Genomic DNA, 26947 nt, shown 5'->3' on the forward strand with positions numbered 1-26947 from the left:
ACTCTTTCGCTCATTTTTATATGACCTGAAACCCAAACACATATGGGTCGTCTTCGTCGAGAATGATGTGATTGTAGCCGTGAATCCGGGCCCAACCTTCGATACTTGGCACAATAGCCGGATTACCAGCTAATTCGGTTTCTGCTTCGATACGCCCGTTGAAAATAGACCCAATGATGCTCTCATGAACAAACGTGTCACCCGGCTTAAGTCTTCCCTGTGCGTACCACTGCGCCATTCGGGCCGATGTTCCCGTTCCGCAAGGAGATCGGTCAATGGCTTTGTCGCCGTAGAAAACAGCATTTCGGGCGGTAGAGGTTTCTTGCAGTGGCTTTCCTGTCCAGAGAATATGACTCAGGCCGTTAATGGTCGGGTTTTCGGGATGGACGAAGGTATATTGCTCGTTCATCCGCTCACGCATCACCCGCGCCCAGCCAATAAGCTGCTCCGCTTTATAGTGCTCCAGGCCGGGGAAATTGGGTTGCGGATCAACAATGGCGTAGAAATTACCCCCATAGGCAACATCGACGGTAAGCGTTCCCAAGTCAGGGCATTCGACCGTCAATTTCTCGGCTGCCAGGTACGATTTGATATTCGTAATCTTCACCGACGTTACCTTCCTTCCCTCCTGCTGGTATTCGGCCCGAACCAATCCGGCGGGCACTTCGAGGTTGAGGACGCCCGGTGTTTGGGGCCTAATCAGATTCTGCTCAATGGCGACCGTTACCGTACCAATCGTACCATGACCGCACATCGGCAAACACCCAGAAGTCTCGATAAATAGCACACCCGCATCATTAGCGGGATCGGTGGGCGGATACAGAATACTCCCCGACATCATGTCGTGGCCACGCGGTTCGAACATAAGTCCTTTCCGAATCCAGTCGTAGTCACGCAGGAAATGCTGCCGTTTTTCACTCATAGTCCCGCCCTGCAAAAACGGAATACTTCCCCCCGTAACAACCCGCACCGGGTTTCCACAGGTATGCGCATCAATGCAAAAAAAATGAAACTCGGACATTTATTTAATGAATAATGGTTAATGAACAATGAATAACGGATAATGCCTAGTCTCACTCGGGGTGTCACATTATGCATTATCCATTGTTCATTATACATTAACAACCGGTCGCTTTGCTAAAGCCGTTTGAATAACTTCCAGAACCTGTTCCCGTTCCGCACCGATTAGCGGCAGGCGGGGTGCTCGTACGTACTCAGAACCAATGCCAGTTGCTGTAGCGGCCAGCTTGATGTATTGAACTAATTTCGGGTGAATATCCAGTTCGAGCAGGGGCATAAACCAGCGGTAGATTTCCAGCGCTTCGGCTACCTGACCCGCTTTAGCTAATTCATAAATCGCAACAGTTTCCTGTGGAAATGCGTCAACCAGACCGCCAACCCAGCCATCGCACCCCAACAGCAATGCTTCCAGGGCCAGCGTATCGACTCCACCCAGCAGCTTATAGCGGTCGCCAAAGGCATTCCGCATACGGGTTACATTAGTCAGATCACGCGTTGATTCTTTTACGGCCTGAATATTGGGCAATTCGGCTAGTTCGTGAAACATGGCAACGGTAGTCATGATCTTGTAATCGTACGGATTATTATAGATCATGATTGGCAATGATGTTTCCTGAGCCACCGATTTAAAGTACGTAACCGTTTCGCGGGCATCGGCAGGGTAGCGCATAGGAGGCAGCAGCATGAGCCCATCAGCGCCATTGGCTTCTGCTTCCTGAGCGCGCGCAATGGCCTGTTTAGTAGCCTGTTCAGCAATATTGATCAGAACGGGCACTTTTCCATCGCTAACCGCCAGCCCTGATTTCAGAAGTTCGATTTTCTCATCGTTCAGTAGCGTACTGGCTTCGCCAAGAGAGCCCCCAATGATAAATCCGTGCACACCGGCATCGAGCTGAGCCTGGAGATTTTTCTCAAAAAGTGGCAGATCGAGTTGATCATCAGCCGTAAATGGAGTCAGTAGCGCGGGATAAACACCTTCCCAGTTTACAGAAACGTTCATGGGGTATAGTTGGTTGATTAAATTGAGTCGGTCAAAGTTCGTTAGTTCACTAAAAATAATAGCACTGGTAATTAGTATATTGTGGTACTATTTTCACCTTTTCTATCTTTGTCATACGACACTTTTACTGTTTTCATGAATAAGCTAACCGCTGATGACCTGATTTACGGGTACATAAACGGGATTTTCCCAATGGCCGATGCCGACGGTACGCTTTATTGGTACGCTCCCGATCCGCGCGCCATTATTCCCATTCATAGTTATAAACCTGCCAAATCTCTTCGCCCGATTCTGAACCGCAATCAGTTCGAAATCCGCATCAATACGGCCTTTCCTGAGGTCATGCGTGCCTGTTCGAAACCCCGTTCTGAAGACGATAGCGTCTGGATTTCCGACGAAATTATTAACGCCTATACCGAATTACATCATATGGGATTGGCCCACAGTGTTGAGACGTATATAGACAATCGGCTGGTCGGCGGCTTATACGGGGTTGCGCTGGGCTCGGCTTTTTTCGGCGAATCGATGTTTAGCGAGGTTAGCAATTCCTCGAAAGTGGCATTCCACAATTTAATCCTGATTCTCCGCCAGCAGCATTTCTCGCTGCTCGATACGCAGTTCATTAACGATAACGTTCGGCGCTACGGTGCCATCGAAATTCCCAAAGCAGACTACCTCAAGCAACTTAAAACAGCCCTTAAACAAAAAGCCCGATTCACGGGTCTAATGCCCGAAAAGGTGTAGATAGTGACCGGTTTACAGTTTTCAGTATATGGTTTACGGTTGTTGCAAGTTGAACTTACCCAGCTTACCGAAAACCAAAAACCATATACCTAAAACGGTAAATCCCTATCTTTGCCCGCATGTCTAAGCCAGTTTTAGTACTAAAGTTTGGTACTGCTTCCATTACAAAACCTACCGGCGAACCCAATGAGCCTGTTATGGTCGATATTGCCCGACAGGTAGCCGCCCTGCATCCACACTACCGTATTGTGTTGGTATCGTCGGGGGCAGTGGGTGCCGGGAAAGCCCTGATTCGTGATTATAAAGGCGATATTACCCAACGTAAAGCGGCTGCGGCTGTAGGTAATTTGCTGCTGCTCAACCAGTATTCGCGCTTCTTTTCTATTTACGGAATTTCAATTGCCCAAAGCCTTTGCGAGCGGCATCATTTTGCCAGCCGCGACCAGTTTCTGCAACTCAAGCAGACCTACGAAGAACTGTGGGAAAATGACCTGATCCCAATTGCCAACGAAAACGATGTGGTGAGCAATCGTGAACTGAAGTTTTCTGATAATGACGAATTGGCCACCCTCATTGCCGTAGGCTTTGGGGCAGAAGCCCTGATGTTATGCACATCGGTCAGTGGCTTATTGGATGCGAATGGGCAGATAATTCGACAGGTTGTCGAGTTCGATGAACGCGTATTTGGCGTTGTTCGAACCGATAAATCATCGCTGGGTTTGGGCGGAATGGCTTCCAAACTAACCTTTGCAAAGCTGGCAACCCGCATGGGCATTCGGGTCGTTATTTTCGGATTAAACGAACCCGACAGTATCGGACGGGCTTTGCGGGGCGAAACAGGCACCGAGTTCACACCCCACCCAATTACCCTCTCTGCCCGAAATCGGTGGCTGGCCAGTGGCAGTTTAGCCGTAGGACGCGTGCAGATCGATGCGGGTGCCGTGCGTGCGCTGAAACAACGCCGGAGTTTGCTGGCTGTGGGTGTTCGGGCCGTATTGGATGATTTTGCCGCCGGTGAACTGGTCGAAATTCTAGATGAAGAACAGGAAACCATAGCCGTTGCCCGAACGCGGATTTCGTCGAAAACGTTAACGCAACAGCTTAATCAGCAAAATGTTGAGGTCGCCAATGCGAATGATATTGTACTTTTGTAGACCAATGTTTTTAGCCAATTTTGTTCTTAAACGCAATCTGGTATGGTACAGGTAACGAAGCAAGCAGTGCAACAGTGGGTCATGATCGATTATCTGGCTCGAAAACACCGCTTTGAGGAAACAATTACCCGAATGGAGCGGAAATACGGCATGACACTGGACGAGTTCGAAAAACACATCGAAAGTACTGAAAAAGAAGTATTTGAAGAGTGGGATGACAACATCGACTGGTCGGCGGCTGTTGGTATGTTGCCCGATGTGCTTAAAGGCATCGAAGAAATAAAGAAAGGGTCGATTGAAATAATTGAATGAATAGGTATATATCGCTTATAACCAATGCCCTATTTACTCTGAATGAAAATCCAATCGTCAGTAAATACGACGTCCTTGTTCATGAGCATACTGCCGATAAATTTCAATTGAAATTGCGAATAGAATTTACCGACCTGTCGGTTCTTTATACGAATGAATACATAGGAAACCTTGTTCGTAAATACGCTTTTCAATGGCAAACAGGCAACACTAGTTGGCTTGTTCGTTGGGACAACGTACCGCATTTTCCTAAACTTGCCTCCTTTCCACATCACAAACACGATTATCGAAGTGGATCGGAAGTTGTAACCGATAGCTTTGACATTTCGCTGGCAGAAGTATTAGTCTACATTCATGACCAGTTAACGAATTCAAAAATATGACTCCTATTACGCCACTTCTCCAGGCCACTCAGCAAGCTGCAGCAGCCGTTCGGCGGCTTAGCCCTGCTGAAAAAACTGATTTACTCAATCGGCTGGCCGATGTTCTGGCTGTTCACACTGCCGATATCGTAGCCGAGAATCAAAAGGATCTCGACCGGATGTCGACCGCCGACCCCAAATATGATCGGCTTAAACTGACCGAAAGTCGCGTAGCCGACCTTTCCAAAAGTTTGCGCGAAGTGGCCGTATTGCCCGATCCGGCCGGAGAAGTCATTCTGGAGCGAACCATCGAGCAGGGGTTAAAACTCAAAAAAATTACCGTACCGCTGGGCGTTGTTGGTGTTATTTACGAAGCTCGTCCAAACGTAACGGTCGATGTAGCCTCGTTGTGTTTACGTTCGGGAAATGCTTGCGTACTTAAAGGTGGTAAAGAAGCCGATTTCTCAAATCGGTATTTAATTAGCCTGATTCAGGGTGTACTCATTGAGTTCGGGGTACCCAAAGCTGCCGTTACCCTGCTCCCTCCCGACCGGGCCGTTGTGAATGAATTGCTCACCGCCACACGCTACGTGGACATTATCATTCCGCGTGGTTCGGAGTCGTTGATTCAATTTGTTCGCAAAAACTCACTTGTGCCCACGATTGAAACGGGTGCTGGTGTTTGCCATGCCTATATAGAGCAAACCGCTGATCTAGACAAAGCTGCCGCCATTGTCGTAAATGCCCGCGTCTCGCGCCCATCGGTCTGTAATTCCCTCGACTGCGTGCTGGTTGACGAAACCATCGCCGAGCGCTTTCTGCCCATGCTGACCGCCGACTTCAACAAATGGAATGTGGAAGTTTTCGCCGACGAAATTGCTTACGACATTTTCGAGAAAGCGGGCTACATAAACCTGCAACATGCTCAACCAGAAGATTTTGGCCGGGAGTTTCTGGATTACAAATGCGCCGTCAAAGTAGTCGCTGATTTGGACGAAGCCTTGTCACATATCCAGGCTTATTCATCGCGCCACTCCGAGGCAATTATCTCTCAAAATCAGCCGCTTATCGACCAATTCCTTCGTGAGGTCGATGCCGCTGCGGTGTATGCGAATGCGTCTACCCGTTTTACGGATGGCGGTGTCTTTGGCTTAGGTGCCGAAATCGGTATTTCAACCCAGAAACTCCACGCTCGCGGCCCATTCGCACTTGAGAAGTTAGTAACCGAGAAGTGGATTGTTGTGGGCGATGGACAGGTGAGGTGGTAGGTTGATGGCTATTGATCAGCAAAATGCTTTTAGGTTAGCATATAGGCAGAAAATACAATAACGAAGAACCATGACAAGAATGGTATTTGATGGATGGAAAGAGGGCTTCCTTAAGGTGTCTTCTACCAAACTATTTCAAGAACATTTTGGGTTAGGCCTCAAAAAGGCTAAAGAGAAAACGGACGATTTGTTAGAAGGAAAAGTTTTTGCTTTATCTACAGAGAACCTTAAAGATTCCCCAAGTGCTCTCAGAGCGTTTTTACAAATTGGGGTCCTTTGCCACCTTGAATAGAATCAGGCTAGTATTAAAGCCACTTATACAACTGGGAAATAGGTATGAAAACGGTCTCTAAAATAGTATTAATACTAGCTGTTATCATAATCCTGTTCTTCTCAATTCTGGCAATGTTTGAACCACCACTACCTAGGTCAGGCTTGGTATTCGAAGCACACAGAGAATCCTCACCAGGAGGAATTTGGTTAGGGCTATATGATGACAAACGCTTTGAAATGGGTAACTCGCGAGGAGATGCTAACTGTGAAGGCTACTACACATTCAAATCTGACACCCTAACACTTAGAGCAGATAAAGGCATCATCAATAAAAAGAATTTAAGAAAAGTATCTTTTTTACTGCAGGAAGATTTTCTAGTCGAGACGCCCAAAACTTCAGGTATTAGTTTTTTAGAAGTGAGAGTAAATCACTTAAAAAATAAAGTCAATTGACATCTTACTCAGAATACATAATGGAATCATTCAAGACTACTCTATAAATAGTCTTTTTACATAGCGGTATTTACCCAAGACTTATTGGGTAAATACCGCTATGTTCACATTAAGACAAAACCTGAGCAATTTGTACTAAACTTAAAACAGTTCATACCCTCCGAAGCATTATACATTTTCAGCAACGCACTGGCAATCCACTCTCAATACCCGTACTGACCTCCCCACCCCTTCTGTAAACTCAGCCGAATTTCAGCTTCACAAATAGGTAGATGAGTACCAAGATGTAAGTCCAGTTAAGCTTCAATCGGTTCCTGGTAAACTTTTATCAATTGGGCGGCAGTCAATACGGGCATGGCGTAAGTAACCCCGTTTATATCGGCAAATTCAACGAGGAAATTACCATTCGTAAACACTTCAACAATTGTTCCTAAACTGCCTTTTTTAAGCTTTTCAGCAGGTAAATCTGCGGCCAATACAACCACATCTAATAAATTCAATAAATCCATGATTTATCAGTTTAATCGTTTACATAACAACTCACTAAACGAGGAAACGATTCACCGAAGAGAATAATCCATGCTGTTCTGACTTTGGCTGTTCTATCCTTGTTAGTCATAACAAAATCAACTGAATATAAATCTCCTTGCTGATTTGAACCGGCCGCTTGAGCCTCATTTAATAAAACCGCAGTTGAAATTGCGTCCTTCAGAAATAAATAATCAATTGCAGTTAATCCTAATGCCGCTTTAAACACACAAGCTTTATGCTTGCCAGTTATATGCGTTTCTGACAAACAATACCCAAACAGTTTTTGGTCATCAATGTATGCCTTTTCAGCATAAGGTAGTAGCATTAACAAATATAGCCAAGTAGCCCTAATACCCGTACCAGTCTCCCCACCACTTCTGTAGGCTCCTCCGAATTTCAGCTTCGCGGGCGTTGTGGCCAGGTTCGTAGAGTTTGTGGCCTTTCAGGTCGTCGGGCAGGAAGTTTTGCTGGGCAAAGTTGCCTTCGTGCGCATGTGAATATTGGTAATCTTTTCCATAGCCAATCTGCTTCATCAATTTGGTTGGTGCGTTACGCAGATGTAGAGGCACAGGTAAGTGAGCTGTTTGTTCGGCCAGCGCAATAGCCTCATCGATAGCCACATAACTCGCGTTACTTTTAGGCGAGGTTGCTAAGTATACAGCCACTTGCGAAAGAATAATCCGACCTTCGGGCATACCGATCGCCCGAATTGCCTGCACGGCTTCCGATGCCATAATCATTGCAGTTGGGTTGGCATTTCCGATATCTTCCGAGGCCATAATTAACATGCGTCGGGCAATAAAAATCGGGTCTTCGCCCGCTACAATCATCCGGGCCATCCAATATAAAGCCGCGTTCGGATCGGAACCACGCAACGATTTGATAAAGGCCGAGATGATATCATAATGCTGCTCACCCGATTTATCGTATCGGGCAATGTTCTGTTGCGCTACGGTCGTCACGCCTTCATCCGTGATAACTAGCGGGTCAACTGATACGTGGGCAGAAGCAACCAGTTCCAATAAATTCAGCAGTTTACGGCCATCGCCACCCGATAAGCGGAGCAGCGCATCGTATGAGTCAACCGTAATTTTTTTTGATTGCAAAAACATATCCTGCGCAATGGCCCGATCGACCACCTGGATCAACTCCTCGCGGTTGAGTCCTTCCAGAATATAGACCTGACAGCGCGACAGCAAGGCGCTGTTTACTTCAAAGGATGGGTTTTCTGTCGTGGCACCGATCAATGTGATCTGCCCTTTCTCAACGGCTCCCAGCAAAGCATCCTGCTGGCTTTTGTTGAAGCGGTGGATTTCGTCGATAAACACCACCGGCGGGAATATTCCACTTGGGCGGCTTAGCACATCGCGAATTTCCTTTACTCCCGAATTGATCGCACTCAGGGCTATAAATGGTCGTTTGACGGCTTCGGCCAGTAATAAAGCCAGGGTCGTTTTCCCAACACCCGGTGGCCCCCATAAAATCATGGACGGCAGTCGGCCCGATTCTACAGCCCGCCGAAGGGCACCAGTAGGACCAATAAGCTTCCGCTGACCAATAACATCATTGAGTGTGCGGGGACGTACCCGCTCGGGTAAAGGCGTTGAGTCTGTATTCATTCAACGAAGTTACCCCAATGATATAAAAATTGCCAAGTGTCGTCAGGAATTGCTGGTTCTAAAACAAAAACCCGGTAACTGTAAATTAGTTACCGGGTTGGAGAATAGGTTAGGAATAGTCAGCGTCAGAGCGACACATTTTCGAGCGTAACATAACGCTTGAGGTTGCTCATAGCACCAAAAATCAAATTGTAAACAGACTGAATGTTAATGTGCATGAGAGCCGAAATCTCTTCATTACTCATGTTCTGAAAATACCGTAAATGAACAGCTTCGCGCTGACGACGGGGTAATTTTTCGAGGGCCTGATGCAGGCAGTCATTCATAAACGAATCTTCCTCGTGGGCAATTAACAGGTTTTCATGGGATGGATCAGCACCCGGAAGCGTATCGCCAACACGCCGACCATTGATCATGTCGTCCTGACTAACTAATTTCTGCTCGGCGGTTAGGTGTCGAACCAGCTTACGTTTAATTGAAGCCATCAGATAGAACCGTACCGAAGTGGTTGGTCCGATGGTTGTGCGGTGTTTCCAGAGTTCAACGAACAAATCGTGAATGCAATCTTTAATCAACGCCCGGTCGGTGGCAAAATGGGCGCAATAATGGTAAAGGGTTTGAACATAATTTTGATACAGTCGGGCAAACGCATTTTCATCACCACTACGAAACAGATTCCACAGTGTTTCGTCGTCGGGTCCGATTTGAGTACGGGAGCGAGCCATGATAGAGAGGGTAAAGGTTAGGAATAGCCTTGGGGTGTGTAAACTTACCCATAAAAAATAGAATTAAAAAAAGTACTTAAATTTTTTTTTTATGGTCACGCATTTTCCGTTTGCATCGACACAAAAGTGAACCTTTTTCCATCAAACAATCCTTTATCACTTAATTTCAGGTTGGGAATAACCAATAGAGCCATAAAGGATAAAGTCATAAATGGCGCTGCCAGCGTACTCCCTAATTCCTGCTTTGCGAACTGATCGAGTAATGTATATTGTGTAGCTACATCATACCCGTCGGTATCGGTCATTAGGCCTGCCACCGGCAACGGGAGTAGCAGGGGGCGAGGGGCAGAGAGCAGGGAGGATTGAGGAGAGGAAAGCCCATGCCCCATGCCCCATGCCCCATGCTCACTCCCCACCGCCGATAACCCTCCCCGGGACTCGATCACCAGATTGACGGCTTTGCAGATACTTTCATCATCGCAACCAACCGCCGTAATATTATGCGAATCATGACCAACCGACGAGGCAATAGCCCCGTGTTTCAACCCAAAGTTTTTAATGAAAGCAATAGCTGGAGGAGCGTCCTGATACCGATTAACGACAACCATTTTCAGAATATCCCGCTCCGCATCCGGTAGAATTTGGTTGTTCTCCAGTTTGGGTTCCAGGTGAAGTTCGTTGGTGATGAGCTGCCCATCGAGTGCTTCGATGACCCGGATTAATCCCGCGGACTCCATTTTCACCACAAAATCCTCCGGCTTTTTAGGTGAGCAGCTAAACTGATTGACGTGTTCACTCCGCAAATCGGGTATGTTCGATTGGCCATTTTCAGCTACGATCTCACCATTGATTACGGTTTGCTGGATATGAAATTCCCGCAGATTATCAATCACGATATAATCAGCAGGGTCACCCTCGCGCAACAAACCAACGGGTAGTCGATAATGTAAGACTGGATTTAAACAGGCCGCCCGGAGTACATTCCAAAGAGAATGGCCTTTCTCCAGGGCCCGCACTACCAGTTGATTAATATGTCCTTCTGCGAGTGTATCGGGGTGTTTATCGTCGGAACAAAACATAATTTGCTGTGGGAACTCAGCCAGCAGTGGAATCAGAGCTTCGAAGTTACGGGCGGCACTTCCTTCACGAATGAGAATATTCATACCTCGTTTCGCCTTATCCAGACCCTCTTCGTAGGTAAAACATTCATGATCGGTGGTGATACCAGCATCCATGTAGCGCTGGGCATCGTCGCCAGTTAAGCCAGGAGCGTGGCCATCAACAGGCTTATTGAATGCATTGGCCAGGGCGATTTTGGCTATCACGTCGGGGTCCTGATGTAACACACCCGGAAAATTCATCATTTCGGCCAGGTAGCCTATTTCTTTCAGTGCCAGTAAGTTCCGAACATCTTTCACACTGATGGTAGCGCCAGCCGTCTCAAACGTTGTGGCCGGAACGCAGGAGGGTGCGCCAAACATAAATTTAAAGGGAACCCGGCGAGCCTCATCAATCATGTAGTGCACACCGGCTACACCAAGCACATTCCCGATCTCATGCGGGTCCGACACCGTGGCCACCGTTCCGTGCACAACAGCCAACCGGGCAAACTGCGGGGGCGTTAGCAAAGAACTTTCCACATGGACGTGGGCATCGACAAAACCGGGCAGTACATAAGGCTCGTTGGGACGTTCGGGCCCAAGACGATGAATCTCGTTGATCCGCCCATTTTCGACGGTGAGCGTGCCATAAAAAATCGTTTGATCGAAGAGATTCAGGATATTAGCCGTGATCATACATTAGATTCGGATAAATAAGTTACGGCGGTACATCCACCGAAGAATAAGGTAAAAAATAGCCAGCGTAACAAGGCCGATTAACAGTGGCTCATACGTGGTGCCAAACACCTGAAAAGGCCCGTGACCCAGGTGTGTATATAAGGATGTGATAATAAATTTGTCGATTAGGTGCACCAGACAGTAAATAGCAATGGAGTTCATTCCCACAACAACCAGCGGAAACGCCCATTTTCGTTTACCAGCCACATCGATAACGCCGTAGAAAAGCGCCAGTAACCAAAAGCACCAGCCACCACTGAAGAGTACCCAGGCGGGCGTCCAGATTCGTTTGACAATGGGACAAATACCGGCAACATGGAGCAGAACGCCACTAACCAGGCCAATAGCCCCCGCAATCAGGAAATGTTTTAGAATTTCACGCTCTGTCATCCCCGACCGTAACCACCGACCAGCTTGTAAACCCAGCAACATAGTGCCAAGGGTAGGAATAAAACTAAGGGTGGCATACCCTCCCCCATTGAATAAAAATGGGCTTTCGCGCGGAAACAGGTTCAGGAACCAGGTATCAAAAGCCCAAGCCAGATTACTATTCTTATCAAAATGGGCCATTAATCCAGTATAATGCTCCGGCCAGTCTGCCGGGACACCAACCGCATTAAAATCAAAAACTGTGCCGGGAGACACCCCAGGAGCCGGATAAAGGATAAACGCTAACCAGTAGCCAACTAGAATTACGCCGAAGGCTATCCAGGCAGTTCGGGGCTTGGGGGCGCTACCGATTAAAAATAGAAATGGGTAACCAAGGCCTATTTGCGTGAGCGTATCCTCAAACGTAAACCGCGTTTGATCAGCATGGGTGGAGCGTAGAAAAATGCCGAGCAAAATTAAAATCAATGACCGCCGGAACGCATGACCCACCTGTACCGGGAATGATTGCCCCTGCTTGACCCGACTGGCAATTGAATAGGGCAAAGCCACCCCAACCAGGAATGAAAACGACGGTTGAATCAGATCGTGTAATGAGCAGCCCGCCCAGGCAACGTGGCTCTGATGATGGGCCAGAAACGCCCAGAAACTACTATCGGGGAAGGCTTCATGAAGGTGATCGAATTGCAGGATTTCGGCAGCCATCAAGGTCATAACAAAGCCTCGATAGACGTCCATAGACATCAGTCGACCAGCCAGAAAGCCGGTTTGGTTTACAGAAGAAAGTGGAGGCATCGGTAACGGGTAGGAATTAAGTCTTAAAACTTGGCAATGGTGCTCACATTCGCAACAACATGGATAAAGTTTTTGCGGAGAGGTGGTATATTTCGGCCTATTGCGTCTCTTTAGTCTAAAAAATAGTTTTTCTAATGACTGCCCGTGTCCTGAAAGTTCATCCTGGCGATAATGTTATCGTAGCCCTTCGCAACCTGTCGGCAGGAGAGCACATTGAATTTGAAAATGATACTTACGAGCTGCCTTACGCCGTTGGAGCCAAACATAAATTTGTGACCGAAGACCGGCAACCCGGCGATCCGATCACGATGTACGGTGTGCTGGTTGGCAAAGCGACCCAACCCATCAAGCGGGGAGAGCCGATCACAACGTTTAACCTAAAACACGATTCCGATCAGTACGGTCTCGACAAAAAACAGCCCTACTCCTGGCAGCCGCCCGATGTTTCGTCCTGGCAGAACCGCACATTCATGGGGTACCACCGCGCCGATGGCAGCGTTGGTACCCGTAACTACTGGCTCGTGGTGCCTTTAGTTTTCTGCGAAAATCGGAATGTGCTGATCCTGAAAGACGCCTTTGAACGCGAACTAGGCTATGCGCAACCCGACATCTACCGCGAAAACGTTCATGAGCTTCTGAGTTTATACAAAGCGGGCGAAATGGATGTCATCAAAAAGATGCAGCCGTTTGTTGAGCCTTCGCAGTTGGGCAACCATGCCGCAAAGCGGCCATTCAAAAATATTGACGGCATTAAATTCCTGACCCATGAGATGGGCTGTGGCGGCACCCGCCAGGATTCAGGTTATTTGGGCTCGCTGTTGGCCGGGTTCATCAATAACCCGAATGTAGCCGGAGCAACGGTATTGAGTTTAGGATGTCAGCACTTACAAACCGATATGATTTCGGCCGAAATCAAGCGGCAGAATCCGAAATTTAACAAACCATTGTTATTATTCGAACAACAGGCTGGCACTGAGTACGCGCTCATGTCGGAGGCTATCAAAGAAACCTTTCTGGGCTTAGTTGAAATCAATAAACTAGAACGGCAACCCGCTCCACTGAGCGCCCTAACCGTTGGTCTGAAATGCGGTGGCTCCGATGGCTTTTCGGGTATTTCAGCCAATCCCGTTTTAGGCCACCTGTCTGATACCCTTGTAGCGCTAGGCGGCAAAACGGTGCTGGCCGAATTTCCGGAACTCAACGGGGTTGAGCAGGAACTCATCAATCGTACTGACGATATAGCCAAAGCCCAGAAATTCATTACCCTGATGGGCGATTACTCGGCTCAGGCCGAAGCCGTTGGATCAGGGTTCGACATGAATCCGTCGCCGGGCAATATCAAAGACGGATTAATTACCGATGCCATTAAGTCGGCGGGTGCGGCTAAGAAAGGTGGAACAGCCCCAGTAGCCGATGTTCTGGATTACGCCGAACCAGCTACTACGCCCGGTCTGAGCCTACTTTGCACGCCTGGCAACGATGTAGAAGCCACAACCGGCATGGCGGGCTCGGGCACTAACGTCATTCTGTTTACCACCGGCCTTGGCACGCCTACTGGCAATCCAGTTTGTCCGGTCGTTAAGGTATCGACGAATACAATTCTTAAAAACAGAATGCCCGATGTAATTGATTTCGATAGTGGCCCTATTATCGACGGCGAGCAAAGTATTGCCCAAAATGCCGATGCACTGCTCGAATACATTATCCGACTGGCTTCGGGCGAAGAAACAACCCAGGCCGAACGACTAGGCCAAGACGACTTTATTCCCTGGAAACGGGGTGTTTCACTATAGAGGGAGGAAAAGGAGGAAGGAAGGAAGGGACAAAGAAGAAAACATTCGAGCGTCCTGTCTTTTCCTTCCTCCTTTTTCCCTTTCCTCCTTTATCCCTTCAACTATGTTCTCACTCAAAAACAAAACCGCCCTCATTACGGGGGGAGCCAGCGGTATTGGGCTGGCCATTTCGAAGACGTTTGCCCAGGCAGGCGCATCAGTCCATATACTTGACCTTAACAAAGACCAGGCCGAGCAGGCTGCCAGCGAGATTCAACAGGCGGGCGGTCAGGCAACAAGCCACGCCGTTGATATATCAAATCAGCAGCAAGCGATTGAGGTTATCAATCAAATTGCGGGGCAGGGACCGATTCATATTCTGGTTAATAACGCAGGTGTGTCGCACATTGGCACAGTTGAAAGCACGTCTGAAGCCGACTTCGACCGCATTTTCCGTATCAATGTCAAGGGCGTTTACAACTGTCTGTATGCCACGATTCCGCATTTGAAAGCCAATGGCGGTGGTGTAGTTCTGAACATGGCATCGATAGCGGCTACATTGGGCCTCGCCGATCGCTTTGCCTATTCGATGAGCAAGGGGGCAGTGCTGACCATGACGCTTTCGGTAGCGAAGGATTATTTAAACGATAACATTCGATGCAACTGTATTTCGCCTGCACGGGTGCATACGCCTTTTGTGGATGGATTCATTGCGAGAACCTACGCAGGTCGGGAAGCCGAAATGTTCGAGAAATTATCAAAAGCCCAGCCTATTGGTCGTATGGCTGAACCAACAGAGGTTGGCGCGTTAGCCTTATACCTCTGCTCCGACGAAGCAGGCTTTGTAACCGGATGCGACTACCCGCTGGATGGAGGATCGATAAGACTAAACAGCTAATAATTGCGGTATAAGCTTCTAATAAAATACAGGGCCACGCTTTATCATTTAGATCTAACCGTGGCACTGTATTTTACTAGAAACTCTATGAACATTACTCTAGTGAAAGACACATATCGTAGTTAAGCACATCCGTCTCAAACTGCCCCAGTTCAACAAAGCCATATTTTCGGTAATATCGAACAGCCCGTTCGTTACGAGCCTGTACCCCACCCCACAAAATCACTTGCTTTTTAGCCATGCCCCTTGCTATGGCTAATGCTTTCTCCATTAGGTAACTGCCCAGACCTCGGCTCTGGTAGGCATCTGCAATAGACGGTGCCAGTGAACAATCCGTTTCGGCATTTATATCAATTCCCAGGGATTTATACCGAATAACATCTGACGATGTTGCCCCGACGCTTACTAGAACATACGCAATGATAGCCTGGCTGTCAGGCGAAAGGGCAACAATCCTAGCGCATTCGTTCGGGTTAAGCGTTGAGCAAATCGTATTTATAGTTTTTGCATCGAAGGCATGCGGACCAAAATACTGACGGGTTTGGGCCGATAAGTCAGTAAAATAATCAAGGAGTTTTGGCGCATCGGAGGGCTCCAATAATCGAATTTGTATGGATTCGCCGGATGAACTAATAACGTTTATCGGGTCAAATGGGTTAGTAGTAGAATCGGGGCTCATATAGTTCCTGACGCTGCAAATTGAGAATGAATCAGCAAGTAACAAGTTAAAAAGTGTCCTTGCAATCCAGCCCAAATCTTCGTAAATTAGCCAGATTCTAAACGCAACTAATGAACTTCAAATTAACCTCTGAATTTCAACCGACCGGCGACCAGCCGAAAGCAATTGAAAAGTTGGTCAAGGGCGTAAATGAAGGCGAACCAGCACAGGTATTACTCGGGGTCACGGGATCCGGCAAGACATTCACCGTTGCCAATCTCATTGCGCAGACCAACCGGCCAACGCTCGTTCTGAGCCACAACAAAACGCTGGCAGCCCAGCTTTATGGCGAATTCAAGCAGTTTTTCCCCGAAAACGCGGTCGAGTATTTCATCTCCTATTACGATTATTACCAGCCCGAAGCGTTCATCGCCACCACCAATACCTACATAGAAAAAGACCTCGCGATCAACGAGGAAATCGATAAACTGCGATTGGCGGCAACGTCGGCTCTGATGAGTGGTCGGCGCGACGTGATTGTGGTAGCGTCTGTTTCGTGCATTTACGGCATGGGGAATCCTGAAGAATTCAAGCGAAACGTGGTCAGGATTGGGGTGGGTGAGCAAATGAGCCGTAACCAGTTTTTGCACCACTTGGTTAGCATTCTCTACAGTCGTACCGAAGGCGAATTTCAGCGCGGTAACTTCCGGGTCAAAGGCGATACCGTCGACCTGTACGTTGCCTATGCCGACTTTGCCTACCGCGTTATTTTCTTCGGCGACGAAATTGAAACGATCCAGCAGATTGATCCCAGCACCGGCCGGAAAATTTCGAACGAAAATATGGTAACGATCTTCCCGGCCAATCTCTTCGTTACCGGTCGCGATACACTGAATAATGCCATCCACGAAATTCAGGACGATATGGTGGCACAGGTGCGCTACTTCGAATCGGAGATGCGGGAGCAGGAAGCCACACGCATTCGGGAACGCACGGAGTTCGACCTTGAAATGATGCGTGAACTAGGCTATTGTTCGGGTATAGAAAACTATTCCCGTTATTTTGATAAACGAAAACCGGGTCAGCGTCCGTTCTGCCTGCTCGACTACTTCCCGGATGATTACCTGATGGTCATTGACGAAAGTCATGCTACAATTCCACAGATTCGGGCCATGTGGGGTGGCGACCGCTCGCGTAAAACAGCCCTTGTCGACTACGGCTTCCGGCTTCCATCGGCCATGGACAACCGCCCGCTTACCTTCCAGGAATTCGAAGATTTGTCGGGGCAATCTATTTATGTTTCGGCCACTCCCTCCGACTACGAACTTCGCAAAAGCGATGGCGTTATTGTAGAGCAACTCATTCGGCCAACGGGCCTACTCGATCCTGAAATTGAAGTTCGTCCAAGTCTCAACCAGATCGACGACCTGCTCGAATCCATCGACGCCCGAATCAAAAATCATGAGCGCGTTTTGGTAACGACTCTCACCAAACGTATGGCTGAAGAACTCACAAAGTACCTTGATCGCGTAGGCATCAAAACCCGTTATATTCACTCGGAGGTAAAAACGCTGGATCGGGTTGAAATTTTGCGTGATCTCCGACTGGGCACCTTCGATGTACTGGTTGGCGTTAACCTCCTCCGCGAGGGGCTCGACTTACCCGAAGTATCGCTTGTTGCCATCATGGATGCCGATAAAGAAGGTTTTCTGCGCGACATTCGGTCATTGATTCAGACCATTGGCCGGGCAGCTCGTAACTCGAACGGGAAAGTGATTATGTATGCTGACCGGATCACAGGCTCCATGGAGAAAGCCATCGACGAAACGAACCGTCGCCGGGCTATTCAGTTGGAATACAATACGGACAACGGCATCACGCCTATGACCGTCCTGAAGTCACGAGAAGCCATTATGGGGCAAACCAAAGTGGCCGACTCAAAAGTGAAGCATTTCTACGTTGAACCAGAGGAAATCCGTATTGCCGCTGATCCTGTAGTCCGCTACATGGGCAAAGGCGATCTGGAGAAAATGATCAACGAAACCCAATCCAAAATGGAACGTGCTGCCAAAGACCTCGACTTCCTGGAGGCCGCCCGCTTACGCGATGAGCTGTTTCAGTTACGGGATAAACTGAAGAAGGAGACGACGTAGTTAGTGTAAAAACAAGCGAAACCACACAATTTCTTGTGTGGTTTCGCTTGTTTTTACACTAAAGAATGCTAAATTTGTAGTGGTCAGGGAGAGATCCCAGGCCCCTCCTTGAGGTGATGCGGTTTGGCCGTGTCACCTCATTGTATTTTAAGCTCAATTGTACCATCTCGAATCTCAGTAGGTGTAAGCCGATAGAGTTGTTCTTCCCAAATTAGCCATACCTCAAGTACATTCTCCGCCCGGTGAATCTGTAGTTTTAACCCTCTGATTAATTCCCCTTTCGTAATCTCGCTCATGGCATGGATCAGGATATGGTCGGCTTGCTTTTTCGCATTGCGAACTTCACGCTCAACCGCTGATGCTGTAGGTGTGTAATTGTGCTTGAACTCGACTACTATATCCTGCTCGATAAAATAAGCGTCGGGATTTTTAGTATGTGGTGTGTTATCAATTGGTAAAAGACGCACTTTGAAACCCTGCTTAGCCAGAATAATAGCGGTTTCAATATTTCGAGCCGCTTCATGTGACGCATGCGTAATGTGCATTTCTACATAACCGCCAGATGGCTCGACTTCACTCTTGCGCAGGTCGGGGTATACAAGTAAATAATCGATCCGGGATAACTTGCTCACTCTACAGCAATTTTAAGCCATAAAGTTAAGCAATACGCAATTAGTGACCTATTTACACATTTTATCTACAAGTAAATTTTAGTTAAAGGAAATCAGCTAACGAGTTCTGACAACCTGTAGCCGGTCAATCAGAGGCTTCCGGGCTCCTTCAGGAATTGTAATCTCCTGTGAACCTATATACAAGCGGTTCGACTCGATACGATCCAGGTAGTTGAGATTGATAACCAGCGAACGCGATAATTGGTAGAATCCGCCCGACAGATAAGGCACTAGTTTGCCTAAGTTCAGGGATACATTGATGGGCTGATAGGCTTTAGTCGGATAAATTCTATGAAATCCAGATGTGGTCAGAAATAGTTCGGTATTCCCCCGGTCGGCCTTCACAAATTGAATTTCAGACTTAATAACTCGAATATAGCCACTTCCTGTGGGTAAAAACGTATGATCGGGTAACTCGGGAGCGCCATTAATATTACCTGCATAAAAATTATGCATTGCCAGATCAATTTGTGCGGATAGCTCTCGTATGCGAAAAGGTTTATGCAAAAACGCAGCTGGAAATGTACTTTTAGCCCGATTAAATGTCTCGGTTTCTGAGCTTCCCGTTATATAAATTATAGGCACCCATTTGATACGCATCAGTTCTTTAACGGTCGTTATTCCATCAGCAGGTCCATTGAGTTTTATGTCTACTAGTAGAATATCGGGCGCATTTTGCTTCATTAGCCTGACAGCTTCGTCAAAATTAGTTGCCTTCCCGCAGATAATGTAGCCCGCTTTGACCAGGCTTTCTTCCATATCTGTGGCCATAAACAGGTCATCTTCTACGATCAGTACACGTAAAGGCGTTTCCATCTGAATTAGTTATCATCAATATAGGGTTGAGACACCCGGTTAGGGTTACTAGCGAATCAGGACGACATTGTTAAAGCCTGACAGTCAAACGATAGTGTAAACTGACTACCCTTATCAGCACTAAAACTCTTTTTCCCTTTCAATTTTTCAGTGATCATATCGATCAGCTTCATCCCAAACGAATTGCCTTTTGCTGAGGGCATAAAGCCCGGCCCATTATCTGAGAACCAAATCCGAATCCGTCCATTATCTTCCTGGCATCCTATCTCCAAAACGGGTTTTGGATGAAATGGAAATGCATACTTACACGAATTGGTAACCAGTTCATTTAATAAAATCCCTACGTTAATAGCTGCATCGGCATTTAGCCAAATTGGCCTGAGGTCATACTCCTGCCGAATATGATCAAAACTAAAACTACGTAACACGCCACCAACTAGCTCCGGAATATAGTGCGTAAGGTCTACCTCCACTAACCGATCGCCGTCGTAAAGTCGCTGATGTACCAGCGCCATTGCTTCTACGCGTAGCAGGCTTTCTTCCACGGCCTGGCGGGCCGCCGAATCGGTTAATCGGTTAAATTGTAAGCCTAACAAACTAGTGATTGACTGGAGGTTATTTTTTACCCGATGGTTTTGCTCTCTCACTAATTTAGCATTGTGTCCACTAATGCGCAGGTACTTTCTGAATAACCAATAAAAAAATACGCAGGCAACACCAGCCATCAAAAACAGCACAGTAGTAATAATGATTAGCCTTTGCTGGGCTTTTAGGCTCTCCTGTCGTAGCGCCAACTCTTTCTGCTGTGCTTTAAGTTTCCCCTCCTTTTTTTCAATTTCATATAACATTGCCGATCGGGCAATTGCACCTTCCCGGTCGGCATTCATTGTCTGAACAAGTAAGGAGAGGTATTTTTCCTGATGATCAAATGCCAGTCTCCACTGCCCGGTTTGTTTGTAAAGTTTTGTGTAGACTTCTTCAATATTTCGATTTTGCCAGTAATCGCCGTGCCCTGTGGAGTCGCGCATATGCGTGGCGGTATCCAGCCATTTTTTTGCAACCCCTGGTTGCCCGAGCTTCAGGTAACAATCAGCTAGTTCCTGCGAGATATTAATGAGCGGATACGGCTGCTTCATAGGACCGTATATGGCGTAAGCTTTTTTCAGGTATTGAATAGCATGACGTGCATCTTTCAGCGCCAATGTTTTGCCCATACAGTTATAGATAAGGGCCACCTCATAAGGCTTATTTAAAGCAATAGCCATTTTCTCAGCCCTGCGCAGATAATATAGTGAACTATCGAGTGAATTAGCAGGCGCCATTAGTATAGCCCCCGGCTTTTCATGGTTCATTTTCCAGCCTAACTCATAAACGCCAGCCAGTACATTGTTAGCACTTAGTTGACCCTGTATGGAATGAGCCACGCGCATATTGGCTTCGGCCCGATGGGCGTATTGCATGGCGGCCTGGTAATGTTTCTGAATGACTTCATTCTCCGTCATTCGGAGATAAACCTTGCCAATATCTTCCGAAGGGCCCAATGGCTCCCGTATTCGTAACGATCGGATAAACCACTTTTGGGCCGTCAAATAATCGCCCAATGCGCCATAGCGTTTGCCCATTAAATAACAGGTCTCAGCAACGGCCAATGAGTCGCCGGTAGCCATTGCTTCTTTATATTCCTGCTGTGTTTTAGCTAATTTTTCATACAGGAGCTTACCAACCTGGGGTGTCTGTGCGTTGACCGAAAAAGCCCATATCATTCTACATGCAAGAATCGCCCCGCCGAACAAAAGTCTGGCTATTTGTTTACACAAGCCAATAGATTGCATACTCAATAAAAGCTATCCAGACAGTAAACCAGAAAAATAGTACAAGTACTTGTAATGATACAACAAAAAGCCAACTTCTATATACCTGGGTATGGCAGGCTTATCCAGCCATACTATTTGGTAAGCAGTCAGGATAATTTGTAAAAATTCGTTCGTTCGTAAAAACACCTACTTCGTCAGTAATATCCCGACGTTGAAAGATTTGTCGAGTAGGCATACCGAGATACTTGTTACTTTACACTACTCATTCATTCTTGATCTGGAACTTCCATTCCTCTACCAACCTATGGAATAAATTGGGCAGCCAGAGACTGCTCTAATGGTACTAATTTCCGCTTCTATCCACACCATTTTATAAACGTTTACCGTTACATTCTGCTTCTCTTCCTACCGTCAGGCAATAAAATTCCCTCCTTCTTTATTGCCTGACGCTTGCCCATAAAAATCTTTGGGAGGCCAGCAAACTACAAAATATTCCTACCTTGCAGGCTGACAGTTCTTAACCTCTGAGCATTCATGAAACGTATACTGATTATCCTCGGTATTATTGCTGCCGTTGCACTTATTGGCTTTTTCTCGTTGCGTAGCTGGACCAAATCCAGTAGCCCCGAAGCCGTTGCCCAGGTAGACCAAAATGGTCTGAAAATTAAAGTCGATTATTGCCAGCCGTTTAAGAAAGGACGTAAGATTTTTGGTGGCCTGGTTCCCTACGGTGAAGTCTGGCGGACCGGTGCCAACGAAGCAACCGTAATTGAACTGGACCAGAACGTAACCGTAGCCGGACAACCTTTAGAAAAAGGTGACTATTCTCTCTGGACCATCCCCTCAGCCGAAGGGTGGATCGCGATTTTCAACCGTGAAACTGGCCAGTGGGGTACGAATTACGATCAGACAAAAGACGTGCTACGGGTACCTATTGTATCACGGAAACATAGCCCGATGGCTGAGCAATTCTATATCAGCTTCTCTCCCTCAGCCAACGGGACCGATATGATTCTGGCCTGGGACCAAACCGAAGCTATAATCCCGTTTCAGAAGCGTACAAATCCTGACTAAGTATAGCAGAATGCATAAAAAAGCCGCGTAGGTAGTACCTGCGCGGCTTTTTTATTTAAACCTATAAGATCTTTAGAGACCGTTCGGGCAATCTGGCGTATAGGTTTGGCTAGTTCTTAATGATGAAAACTGGTTCCTATAAATTTTAACGCGTCAGGTAAGCCACTACGCCAATAGGACCAGGTGTGGGCTCCGTCCCGAGCGCGGTATTCGTGGGGAATTTTACGCTCTAGTAGTGCAATATGAAGCATGGCATTTCCAACCGTTAGCGCATCGTCATCACCACAATCCAGATACCAGCGCACTTTTGTCAGATCACTCTCTGGAGCCGATTTTGCCAATGTAATGGGACTATTACGCTTCCAGGTAAGTGTTAGCCGATCCTGACCTTGAGCAGGACCACTAAATATGGGAGCATATACTGTATTGTACCGCTCGTCGGGTATACTGACAAATGTTTCATCGGTACGAACGGCCGCACTCAGCGCAGCACAGGCACTAAATAATTCAGGATGATGCATGGCCAGGGTTAACGACCCAAATCCACCCATCGACAGCCCGGAGATAGCCCGATACGTGCGTTCGGTGCGGGTTCGAAAGGAGGAGTCGATGTGCGGAATCAGTTCCTGCACAAACATATCTTCGTATCGAACCTTATTCTGGTAGTCGTTCACATACCAGGTAACGCCTGCATTGGGCATCACAATAATCATTGGTGGTAGTTCGCCTGATTTAATGCCCTCATCGGCAATACGATCGGCCTCGCCAAACTGTACCCAGCCCGTTTCATTATCTCCCAACCCGTGAAGCAGATAAACCACCGGATAGCGTCGGTTAGAAACGTAGTAGTCGGGGGGCAGGTAAATCGAGAACTTAATGGCCTGATTCATCAGCGAGCTATTCATCACCATACTCTCCAGCAAACGAGCCTGTGGAGCCGAAACCACCGGTACAGGACCATTTGATTGAGAAGCCGTTAGCTGAGCGCGTCGACGAGATTGGGCAGAAACCGTTAAGGTAAGCGCGGTAAGTGATAAACAAAAAACTAGACTACGTATAGACATGAGAGTATAAGGCAGTAAAAGGCGGTTAAATTTATGCGAAATTTACGCTGTCAAAGCCATAGGTCACGAGTTGGCAGATTCTTTGTCAACCCATGCCAGTTGAAACAGTTCGCTTGTGTCATAAATTAAACGTACCTGTAATGCACAAACGCTTAATTCCTTCCCTCTTTTTAACAATTTTATGGATAGTCAACAGTCAGGCCCAAACCCTACCCGACTGGGAAGACCCGCAAGTAATCAGTTTGCACACCGAGAAGCCGCACGCAACACTTATCCCGTTTGCAACTGAACAACAGGCCCTCACCATAACTGACTGGCGTACATCGCCTACTATCAAATTGCTAAATGGCAGTTGGAAATTCAAGTGGCTTAAGCATCCCAGACTGATTCCGGTCGACTTCTATCAGCCCACAACGAATGATCAAAACTGGGACAACCTGCCCGTACCGTCGAACTGGCAGGTTGTTGGTGCCCGGGAGGGCCGCCCGTATGACCGGCCTATTTTCACGAATATCAAGCATCCATTCCCGGCCACGCCCCCACGCATTACATCGGATACCAACGCGGTTGGACTATACCGAATGCGGTTCACGCTTCCCGCTTCGTTCCAGGATCGTGAGGTATTTCTGCATTTCGCGGGCGTGCAATCTACCTGCCGGGTATACCTAAATGGACAGGCCGTTGGTTATCACGAAGATAGCATGACCCCTGCCGAATTTCTAATTACCGACAAACTCAAAGCAGGTGAAAATTTACTGGCGGTTGAAGTCATTAACTGGTCGGATGGGAGCTACCTCGAAGATCAGGACTTCTGGCGCATTTCGGGTATTTTCCGCGATGTATTTCTGGTAGCCACGCCTAAAACATATCTCCGTGATTTAACCATCGTTACCGATTTGGATGATCAGTATCATGATGCCAGTTTGAAACTTACAGCCAATGTTCGCAACCTGGCACCATTGGGCACACAGACTCCTTATCGACTCCGAATTAATCTATACGATCCTAAACGAACTGTTATTTTTTCGGAAACGATTAGCTCCGAAAGTGCTACTGATACGGGACAGGAAGCCCTGTTCCGTATCAAAAAAGACATAAAATCCCCTGCCCTCTGGAGCGCCGAAACGCCGACGCTCTATACGCTAACAGTGCAGTTGATTGGCCCGGATGGGCAGGTATCAGAAGCCATAAGTCAACACGTGGGTTTCCGGGAAATGACCCTAACCGACGGGCAACTCCTGGTGAATGGCAAACCTGTTACCTATAAGGGCGTTAATCGACACGAGTTCGATCCCAACACGGGACGCGTTATCAGCCGCGAGTCGATGATTCAGGACATCAAGCTGATGAAGCAATACAACATCAATGCCGTTCGGACATCACATTATCCCAACGTAACGGACTGGTATGATCTCTGCGATGAATATGGGCTTTATGTGATCGACGAAGCCAATATCGAAAGCCACGAGTTATGGGGTAAGAACCAGACCCCAGCCGCTAAACCGGAATGGCGCGATGCCTTTGTGGCACGCGGTCGGGCTATGGTTGAACGGGATAAGAATCATCCATCTATTGTCATCTGGTCTTTGGGAAATGAAACAGGTATGGGCCAGAACTTTAAAGATATGGCCGATATCATTCGACTGATTGACCCGACCAGGCCTATTCATTATGAAGGTCGGCAACCCTACAACGGCACATCGCTGACCAATTTCGATATCATTTCGACCATGTACCCATCGGTCGATGAGTTGGTGAAGCTGATGGAAAAAGATCCGCACCGGCCCGTTATCGTTTGTGAATATGCGCACTCAATGGGGAACAGTGTCGGGAATTTGAAAGACTATTGGACCGCTATCGACAAATACCCTCGCATGCAGGGCGCGTTTATCTGGGATTGGGTCGACCAGGGGTTACGATTAAAAAACAAAGAAGGAAACCAATTTACCGACCACATCAACTACATCGACGGAGCCAATGCAGGCGACGGTCTGGTTAATCCGGATCGAACACCTCAATCCGAAATCAATGAGGTAAAACTGGTGTATCAATACGTAAAATTAAGTACACCTGCTCCACTAACGCCTGGTCAGCCCGTTAAGATAAACGTTCGAAATACCTATGACTTTCAATCGCTTGAAACCTTCCGACTGGACTGGGAACTACTCCGAAACGGTGAAATTGTGCAGCGTGGTAGCGAAACAAATCTAGTAGCTAAACCCGGCCAAACGCAGGTATTAACATTACCTGTCCGACTAACTGCGCCCGTAGATACCCGACAGATCGACGGAAATGCACGTCCCTCGGCAACTGCCCTCGCCGAGCGTAGCGCCCAATCAGGGGAATACTTTCTGACTGTAAGCGTTCGTCTGAAACAGGCTACCAATTGGGCATCTGCTGGCCATGAAGTAGCTTCAGGTCAATTCCCGGTCAAAACCGATTCACCGGCTCAAGTCGTCGTTGGAATGAATCGCATTCCCCTTGTGAAGATGACTGCAACGCCAACGATCGTGACGGTTCGTGGAAAAGAGTTCGCCGTTGTGTTCGACAAAACTACCGGCACACTACGTCAATGGATTTATAAAGGCAAGAATTTAGTAGCAGAGAGCAATCCAGCCGGGGGCAGTCCAGCCGGGGGCCTTCAGCCTAGTTTCTGGCGGGTTCCTACCGATAATGACGAAGGAGGTGGAACGGCTTCGTTTGCTGCCCGCTGGCGCAAAGCAGGTTTAGACAGCATCAGGGCTCATCCTGTTGAGTTCAAAATTGACCCACGTCCCCAAATGGTTCGCCTTAGCTGCACCAATGAGCTGGTCGGTGTTGGAGGTAGTATACGCCAGCAAACCGATTACATCGTGTATGGTACGGGCGAGGTGTTCGTTACAACTACCTATACACCCTCGGGCGCCTTGCCCCCACTGGCACGGGTTGGTATGCAACTCCAGTTACCAGCCAGTTTCATTAACTTCAGTTGGTACGGACGTGGTCCCTTTGAGAGTTATGCAGACCGGAAAGATGCCGCTAAAGTTGGGCTATACGAGACAAAAGTGGCCGACCAGTTTTTCCCATATACAATGGCGCAGGAAAATGGGAATAAAACAGATGTACGTTGGGCCAAACTTACAGATGCAACAGGTTTTGGCCTTTTACTAATGAGCGATGTGAGTACGAGTTCACACCTAAACATCAACGCCCGCAACTATACTGATGCCGCTTTACTAAAAGCCAAGCAGCCAAACACCCAGGAAGTTGAACGTGGTAATGTAACAGTAGTTAATGTCGATATGGCGCAGATGGGCCTTGGGGGAGATGATAGCTGGTCACCTCGTGTTCACGCAGACTACCTCCTTCCGGCAACTAAACCATACACGTACTCCTTCCGAATGCGTCCAGTGGATGCACGTACCAACGTTGTGGAAGAAGTTAACCTGCTGTTGCCACGCTAAGAATGCTGTATTTTCGGTTTCCTATCATCCTTCTCAGTATCATGATCATTAGTATTCCTTCAATTCAGACGCTTTAGTTTCTATAGATACTCAGGGGCCGATA

Annotated in this window: 24 protein-coding genes; 11 read left to right on the forward strand and 13 right to left on the reverse strand. The window is 47.6% G+C overall.

Annotated elements, in window-relative coordinates; all coding sequences use genetic code 11:
- Positions 1 to 16: 16 nt before the first annotated feature.
- Together ACYVGO_RS11245 and ACYVGO_RS11250 are read right to left on the reverse strand one after the other, a co-directional pair.
- A complete protein-coding gene (locus tag ACYVGO_RS11245) occupies positions 17 to 1021 on the reverse strand; it encodes a 4-hydroxyproline epimerase (RefSeq protein ID WP_142771480.1) in 1005 nt (334 codons plus the stop codon).
- 90 nt (positions 1022 to 1111) lie between these two features.
- Positions 1112 to 2020: a dihydrodipicolinate synthase family protein gene (locus ACYVGO_RS11250; protein WP_460969344.1), complete on the reverse strand. Its 909-nt coding sequence runs from the start codon at positions 2018 to 2020 to the stop codon at positions 1112 to 1114.
- 135 nt (positions 2021 to 2155) lie between these two features.
- On the opposite strand from ACYVGO_RS11250, the gene aat reads away from it, so the two are divergent.
- From aat to ACYVGO_RS11280, 6 genes are all read left to right on the forward strand, one after another.
- Positions 2156 to 2764 (forward strand): leucyl/phenylalanyl-tRNA--protein transferase, encoded by a 609-nt coding sequence (gene aat / locus ACYVGO_RS11255; protein ID WP_460969346.1) that lies wholly within the window; start codon positions 2156 to 2158, stop codon positions 2762 to 2764.
- Positions 2765 to 2883: 119 nt separating this feature from the next.
- Positions 2884 to 3918: a glutamate 5-kinase gene (gene proB / locus ACYVGO_RS11260; RefSeq protein ID WP_460969347.1), complete on the forward strand. Its 1035-nt coding sequence runs from the start codon at positions 2884 to 2886 to the stop codon at positions 3916 to 3918.
- Between the two features lie 42 nt (positions 3919 to 3960).
- Entirely contained in the window at positions 3961 to 4230 is a 270-nt protein-coding gene (locus ACYVGO_RS11265) for a hypothetical protein (protein ID WP_142771476.1), read from the forward strand.
- On the forward strand, positions 4227 to 4613 hold the full coding sequence (locus ACYVGO_RS11270) for a toxin-antitoxin system TumE family protein (RefSeq protein WP_460969348.1): 387 nt from the start codon (positions 4227 to 4229) through the stop codon (positions 4611 to 4613). Before ACYVGO_RS11265 ends, ACYVGO_RS11270 begins: the two co-directional genes overlap by 4 nt.
- Complete coding sequence (locus ACYVGO_RS11275; RefSeq protein WP_460969349.1) at positions 4610 to 5860, forward strand: glutamate-5-semialdehyde dehydrogenase; 1251 nt, start codon at positions 4610 to 4612, stop codon at positions 5858 to 5860. The genes ACYVGO_RS11270 and ACYVGO_RS11275 overlap by 4 nt, the downstream gene beginning before the upstream one ends.
- 336 nt (positions 5861 to 6196) lie before the next feature.
- Positions 6197 to 6586: a hypothetical protein gene (locus tag ACYVGO_RS11280; protein ID WP_460969350.1), complete on the forward strand. Its 390-nt coding sequence runs from the start codon at positions 6197 to 6199 to the stop codon at positions 6584 to 6586.
- A 296-nt stretch (positions 6587 to 6882) separates the two neighbouring features.
- Here ACYVGO_RS11280 and ACYVGO_RS11285 read toward each other — a convergent pair whose 3' ends face one another.
- The 6 genes from ACYVGO_RS11285 to ACYVGO_RS11310 all read right to left on the reverse strand — a co-directional run bounded on the left by ACYVGO_RS11285 (position 6883) and on the right by ACYVGO_RS11310 (position 12424).
- The gene (locus tag ACYVGO_RS11285; protein WP_460969351.1) at positions 6883 to 7095 is read right to left on the reverse strand and encodes a DUF4926 domain-containing protein; all 213 of its coding nucleotides are present in this window, start codon (positions 7093 to 7095) and stop codon (positions 6883 to 6885) included.
- Between the two features lie 11 nt (positions 7096 to 7106).
- Positions 7107 to 7442, reverse strand: a complete 336-nt coding sequence (locus tag ACYVGO_RS11290; RefSeq protein ID WP_460969352.1) for a DUF6883 domain-containing protein — start codon at positions 7440 to 7442, stop codon at positions 7107 to 7109.
- Between the two features lie 22 nt (positions 7443 to 7464).
- A complete protein-coding gene (locus ACYVGO_RS11295) occupies positions 7465 to 8736 on the reverse strand; it encodes a replication-associated recombination protein A (protein ID WP_460969353.1) in 1272 nt (423 codons plus the stop codon).
- 125 nt (positions 8737 to 8861) lie between these two features.
- Positions 8862 to 9461, reverse strand: coding sequence for an RNA polymerase sigma factor (locus tag ACYVGO_RS11300; RefSeq protein WP_142771472.1), 600 nt, complete (start codon positions 9459 to 9461; stop codon positions 8862 to 8864).
- A gap of 95 nt (positions 9462 to 9556) precedes the next feature.
- Positions 9557 to 11257, reverse strand: coding sequence for an adenine deaminase (gene ade / locus ACYVGO_RS11305; protein WP_460969354.1), 1701 nt, complete (start codon positions 11255 to 11257; stop codon positions 9557 to 9559).
- A 3-nt stretch (positions 11258 to 11260) separates the two neighbouring features.
- Entirely contained in the window at positions 11261 to 12424 is a 1164-nt protein-coding gene (locus tag ACYVGO_RS11310; RefSeq protein WP_460969781.1) for an acyltransferase family protein, read from the reverse strand.
- Positions 12425 to 12615: 191 nt separating this feature from the next.
- Here ACYVGO_RS11310 and ACYVGO_RS11315 point away from each other — a divergent pair, with 191 nt between their 5' ends.
- A complete protein-coding gene (locus ACYVGO_RS11315) occupies positions 12616 to 14274 on the forward strand; it encodes a UxaA family hydrolase (protein ID WP_460969355.1) in 1659 nt (552 codons plus the stop codon).
- A gap of 103 nt (positions 14275 to 14377) precedes the next feature.
- Positions 14378 to 15151 (forward strand): SDR family NAD(P)-dependent oxidoreductase, encoded by a 774-nt coding sequence (locus ACYVGO_RS11320; RefSeq protein WP_460969356.1) that lies wholly within the window; start codon positions 14378 to 14380, stop codon positions 15149 to 15151.
- A 94-nt stretch (positions 15152 to 15245) separates the two neighbouring features.
- Here ACYVGO_RS11320 and ACYVGO_RS11325 read toward each other — a convergent pair whose 3' ends face one another.
- Positions 15246 to 15830: a GNAT family N-acetyltransferase gene (locus tag ACYVGO_RS11325; protein ID WP_460969357.1), complete on the reverse strand. Its 585-nt coding sequence runs from the start codon at positions 15828 to 15830 to the stop codon at positions 15246 to 15248.
- 110 nt (positions 15831 to 15940) lie between these two features.
- Between ACYVGO_RS11325 and uvrB the strand changes: the two genes are divergently transcribed.
- Positions 15941 to 17962 carry an excinuclease ABC subunit UvrB gene (gene uvrB / locus ACYVGO_RS11330; protein WP_460969358.1) on the forward strand — a complete coding sequence of 674 codons (2022 nt, stop codon included), beginning with the start codon at positions 15941 to 15943 and terminating at the stop codon, positions 17960 to 17962.
- Positions 17963 to 18099: 137 nt separating this feature from the next.
- On the opposite strand, the gene ACYVGO_RS11335 is transcribed toward uvrB, so the two are convergent.
- From ACYVGO_RS11335 to ACYVGO_RS11345, 3 genes are all read right to left on the reverse strand, one after another.
- Complete coding sequence (locus tag ACYVGO_RS11335; protein WP_460969359.1) at positions 18100 to 18594, reverse strand: hypothetical protein; 495 nt, start codon at positions 18592 to 18594, stop codon at positions 18100 to 18102.
- A 96-nt stretch (positions 18595 to 18690) separates the two neighbouring features.
- Positions 18691 to 19449, reverse strand: coding sequence for a response regulator (locus tag ACYVGO_RS11340; protein WP_460969360.1), 759 nt, complete (start codon positions 19447 to 19449; stop codon positions 18691 to 18693).
- Positions 19450 to 19505: 56 nt separating this feature from the next.
- A complete protein-coding gene (locus tag ACYVGO_RS11345; protein WP_460969361.1) occupies positions 19506 to 21212 on the reverse strand; it encodes a sensor histidine kinase in 1707 nt (568 codons plus the stop codon).
- A 585-nt stretch (positions 21213 to 21797) separates the two neighbouring features.
- On the opposite strand from ACYVGO_RS11345, the gene ACYVGO_RS11350 reads away from it, so the two are divergent.
- A complete protein-coding gene (locus ACYVGO_RS11350; RefSeq protein ID WP_460969362.1) occupies positions 21798 to 22337 on the forward strand; it encodes a DUF2911 domain-containing protein in 540 nt (179 codons plus the stop codon).
- Positions 22338 to 22453: 116 nt separating this feature from the next.
- Here ACYVGO_RS11350 and ACYVGO_RS11355 read toward each other — a convergent pair whose 3' ends face one another.
- Positions 22454 to 23401: an alpha/beta hydrolase gene (locus ACYVGO_RS11355; RefSeq protein ID WP_142771462.1), complete on the reverse strand. Its 948-nt coding sequence runs from the start codon at positions 23399 to 23401 to the stop codon at positions 22454 to 22456.
- Between the two features lie 140 nt (positions 23402 to 23541).
- On the opposite strand from ACYVGO_RS11355, the gene lacZ reads away from it, so the two are divergent.
- Entirely contained in the window at positions 23542 to 26844 is a 3303-nt protein-coding gene (lacZ, locus tag ACYVGO_RS11360) for a beta-galactosidase, LacZ type (RefSeq protein WP_460969364.1), read from the forward strand.
- Positions 26845 to 26947: the final 103 nt, after the last annotated feature.

Source organism: Spirosoma migulaei (genome assembly GCF_054776855.1).